This is a genomic window from Psychromonas antarctica (genome assembly GCF_022267535.1).
Classification (GTDB): Bacteria; Pseudomonadota; Gammaproteobacteria; order Enterobacterales; family Psychromonadaceae; genus Psychromonas; species Psychromonas antarctica.
On the sequence record NZ_JAHNZV010000163.1, the window covers coordinates 1 to 4,235 of the forward strand.

Annotated in this window: 4 protein-coding genes; all 4 read left to right on the forward strand. The window is 32.2% G+C overall.

Annotated features, from left to right (window positions below; all coding sequences use genetic code 11):
* Positions 1–43 precede the first annotated feature (43 nt).
* The gene (locus KSO91_RS16205; protein ID WP_238744068.1) at positions 44–1,078 is read left to right on the forward strand and encodes a glycosyltransferase family 10 domain-containing protein; all 1,035 of its coding nucleotides are present in this window, start codon (positions 44–46) and stop codon (positions 1,076–1,078) included.
* The gene (locus KSO91_RS16210) at positions 1,068–2,090 is read left to right on the forward strand and encodes a CgeB family protein (RefSeq protein WP_238744069.1); all 1,023 of its coding nucleotides are present in this window, start codon (positions 1,068–1,070) and stop codon (positions 2,088–2,090) included. Before KSO91_RS16205 ends, KSO91_RS16210 begins: the two co-directional genes overlap by 11 nt.
* Positions 2,077–3,546: a hypothetical protein gene (locus tag KSO91_RS16215; RefSeq protein ID WP_238744070.1), complete on the forward strand. Its 1,470-nt coding sequence runs from the start codon at positions 2,077–2,079 to the stop codon at positions 3,544–3,546. The genes KSO91_RS16210 and KSO91_RS16215 overlap by 14 nt, the downstream gene beginning before the upstream one ends.
* Positions 3,547–3,598: 52 nt before the next feature.
* The coding region (locus tag KSO91_RS16220; protein ID WP_238744071.1) for a glycosyltransferase family 2 protein at positions 3,599–4,235 on the forward strand (637 nt) is incomplete at its 3' end.

The following is a 4,235-nucleotide window of genomic DNA, read 5'->3' on the forward strand; positions in this document are numbered from 1 at the left end:
GTGTCTATATATTAATTGGTAATAAAATGGAAGCTGTTAAAAGATGAAAAAAATTTGTTTAGTCATATCTAAATACCTTCATAATAATGAAATATTTAACGTAAATAGTAAATTAAATAGAGATGGAATTTTCAATAAATATATTCAATTACGAAAAGAGTTTCTTAAGTTTAATTGTGAATTGTCTACCAGTGATATAAATTCGATAGAGACATCTGACGCCGTATTATACTTTGATATGCCCAAAGAATTACCAACACGAGATAAAATAGATACCTCTTATCTCGTACTAGTTGAGAGTGAGTTAATCAGGCCTGATAACTATCAACTTAAAAAACATTCTTATTTCAAGAAGATATTTACGTGGCACGATGGAATAGTTGATGATAAAAAATATTACAAGCTTAATTTTTCGCATCTATTTCCATCAGAGATAAATAAAGAGTTATCTAATAAAAAGAAACTTTTCACATTAATAGCTGGTAATAAAAAATCTCCAATAAAGAGTAGAGATGAGTTGTATTCAAAAAGAGTTGAAGCGGTAAGGTGGTTTGAAAAATACCACCCTGAAGATTTTGATTTATATGGTGTAGGTTGGGGGGCTCGTAGATTTGAAGGTCCAAAGCTAATTCGAGGGTTAAATAGAGTCCCTTATTTGGGAAGCTTTTATGCTATTTGCACCGGTCAAGTCTATCCATCATACCAAGGGATGGTAGATAACAAAAAAGGGGTAATGGAAAGATATAAATTTTCCATTTGTTACGAAAATGTTAAAAACATTCCTGGTTATATTACTGAGAAAATATTTGATAGTTTCTTTGCGGGTTGTGTACCAATTTATTGGGGGGCAAATAATATAACTGATTATATACCGGCTACTTGCTTTATTGATAAGAGAAATTTTGATACATACGAAGAGTTATATGAGTACATTGTTATGATCAGCGATGAAAGTTATATGCAGTATCTTGAAAACATTGAAGAATTCTTGTGTAGTCAAGTTAGTTACCAATTTACAGGGAAAGGGTTTGCGGAGAAAGTTGTATCTATAATTTCACGAGGTTTTGATGATAACTAAAATTCTATATATAGCTTTTCAATATGAATATGGAAAAAAAGAAAATGGTAGCGCGCTAAACTATAAAGCTTGGTATGAAAACTTTAGCAAGCTTGGCTATGAAGTCGATGCCTTATTTTATGAAGATTATACTTTTGAAGAGCTGCAAAAAACAATAATAACTCGTGCTTCTGATATTTCACCCGACTTAATATTTTTTATTTTGCAAAAAGATCAGGTCGAGATTAACACACTAAAAAAACTGAAAGAAAAAGGCTTTTTCACGGCAAACTTTTTCGGTGACGACCAATGGCGTTTTGAAGGTTTTACTTCCAATTATTCCCCCTACTTTTCTGCCTGTATTACAACTGATAAATACAGTATCGAAAAGTATTATAGTATAGGGCAACAGAATGTTATCCGCAGCCAATGGGCGTCTTTAGAAAGCCAAGTCGAGCATGTCTTTATAGATTATAAATACGAAGTCAGTTTTATTGGTGGTTATAATCGTTACCGAAAATGGTTTGTAGATGCACTGGCTAGTAGAGGTATTTTCGTTCATTGCTTTGGTGGTGGTTGGGATAATGGGAGGCTCAGCTATGAGCAGGTTGAAGAGGTATTCTCAAATTCGAAAATTAATTTAAATATATCCAACAGTGAAAGTTATGATGCTAGATATTTATTGTCAAGTTTAAGAGCTTCTTTGTCTTGTTTGAAATCTGTTTTTAAAAAGGCAAAGTGCAGCAGTCAAACCAAAGCGCGTAATTTTGAAATTCCTGTACAAGGGGGGTTCCAATTAACAGATTATGTTCCAAGCCTTGATGAATACTTTGATATTGGTAAAGAAATAGCCTGCTATAACAGCATTGATGAAGCAGAAAAACTGATCAAATATTATCTGAAGAATGATACTGAGAGAGAAAGAATAAAGTCACTTGGTATTAGAAAGGCGCGAAAAGTACATACATTTAAGTGCCGTATTGTAGATTTTATGAAAAACTTGGAAGAGATAAAAAAGAATGAGCGCGATTAAAATTAGCAAGGTAAGCTTAGAAAGCTGCATTGAAGAGCATTTTCATACAGCTCTCAATAGAAATCAATTCGACTTAAAAGAAGTTGATGCTATCGAATTGTTAACCGCGAATCGTTTTGATCTTGCATTTAAACTATTATATCTAGATAAACATATACATAGTTCTGACTTTCTAACTAATGCTTATGACGAGCATATTCGAGCGTTTAGCCTTGGGGCGTTTACTGAGCCTGGTAATGAAGATAAGGATAGCATTGATAAATTTCATGCTTCTTTTGATTCTACATATGAAAATATAAAGATGAATGGTTTTGACCCGACTAAAACATTGGTTCCATTATCTAATAATGGCTCTATAGCAAATGGAGCTCATCGTGTCGCTAGTGCTATTAATTTAGGTAAAAAAATTAGTTGTGTTAAAATTGATACTAAAGATCAAATCTATGATTATAAATTTTTTTATTCGAGGAATGTTTCGGTAGATATACTTGATGCTGCAGCAACTAAGTTTATTGAACTTTCTAATCATGTTTATATTGCTTGTGTGTGGCCAACGGCGACAGGAAAAGATACTGAGTTAGAAGCAATATTCCCAAATATTATTTATCGAAAGGATATTAAACTAACTCCAAATGGTGCCCATAACCTATTATCTCAGGTGTATGCAGGTGAGAAGTGGTTAGGAAGTATTGATAATAACTATAAAGGGGTTTCAGGAAAACTTGTTGAATGCTTTAAGAAGTATGGTGATGTTCGATTTATTGCCTTTCAGGGCAAATCTTTAGATGATGTCCTAATAATAAAAGAAAAAGTGAGAAAACTTTTCAATGTAGGCAAGCATTCAATTCATATTACGGATACAAAACCTGAAGCATTGGAGTTGTCTCGCTTAGTGTTCAATGATAATGCTGTCCATTTTCTTAATTATGCAAAACCAAATAAATATATTGATACGCATCGTAAACTATCTGACTTTAAAGATTTTCTTGTGCTTAATAGCTTACAACCAGAGGAAGTAGTGTTAGATAGTGGTATAATACTCGCTATCTATGGATTGCGCAAAGCAAGTGATCTTGATTTCATTTCATTTAAAGGCGGAGAACTTGATTTTATTAATACAGATATTGAGTCTCATGACACTGAATTAATTTATCATAAACTAAACAAAGGTGAATTGCTCTTTTCACCAAGAAACTATTTTTATTTTCAAGGTATCAAATTTATTTCCTTTAATCAGCTGTATTTAATGAAAGAATGTAGGTTAGAGGAAAAAGATAAAAATGATATCGCTATGATGAAAAATATGATTGAGGATAATCGCTTTAGAGAGCTCTATTTTAGATTAAAGCAAAGCATTCTTTATGGAAAAGTAAAAGCTTTTAATCAATCATTACTATTACTTAGAAAAATTGGCATATATGAAATAATCAGAAGCATATATCGTAAATTCAAATAATCCTCCGTGCCTAATGGATAGGTATGTGTAATTTCTTATTGAGACGTAGCTTATGAAAACGTTAATTAGTGTTATTTTACCTGTTTATAATGGTGAAAAATATTTAAGAGAAGCCATTGATTCGATATTGACGCAAACTGAACGCAATTTTGAGCTGATCATCATTAATGATGGTTCAACAGATGGCAGTTCTATTATTATTGATGAATATAGAAAGGTTGATAATCGAGTAAAGGTTATTAATCAAGAAAATATGGGGCTTGTTTATAGTTTAAATAGGGGGATAGAGGAATCAAATTCTAAGTATGTCGCTAGAATGGATGCGGATGATATATCTCTTGAAAATAGGTTTGAAGAACAGATTAAGTTAATGGAAAACGGTTATGACCTATGTGGCTGCCATTTTCACTTAGTAACTGAATCAGGGCAATTAAGTAAATCAAGAGTAGTTTCCGTAGATTCTCATTTTCAATCTGTCATCCTAACTAGATCGACTCCATTTGCACATGGCTCTGTTATGATGCGAAAATCATTTCTTGTCGAAAACAATTTAAAATATAGCAACGGAGAATATTCATCAGCAGAAGATTATTATTTATGGGTGCTGTGTTTTGAAAAAGGGGCAAAAATAACGAATGTTGATGAGTATTTGTTTCTATATAGGGATTTTGATTTATCACTCTCTAAAT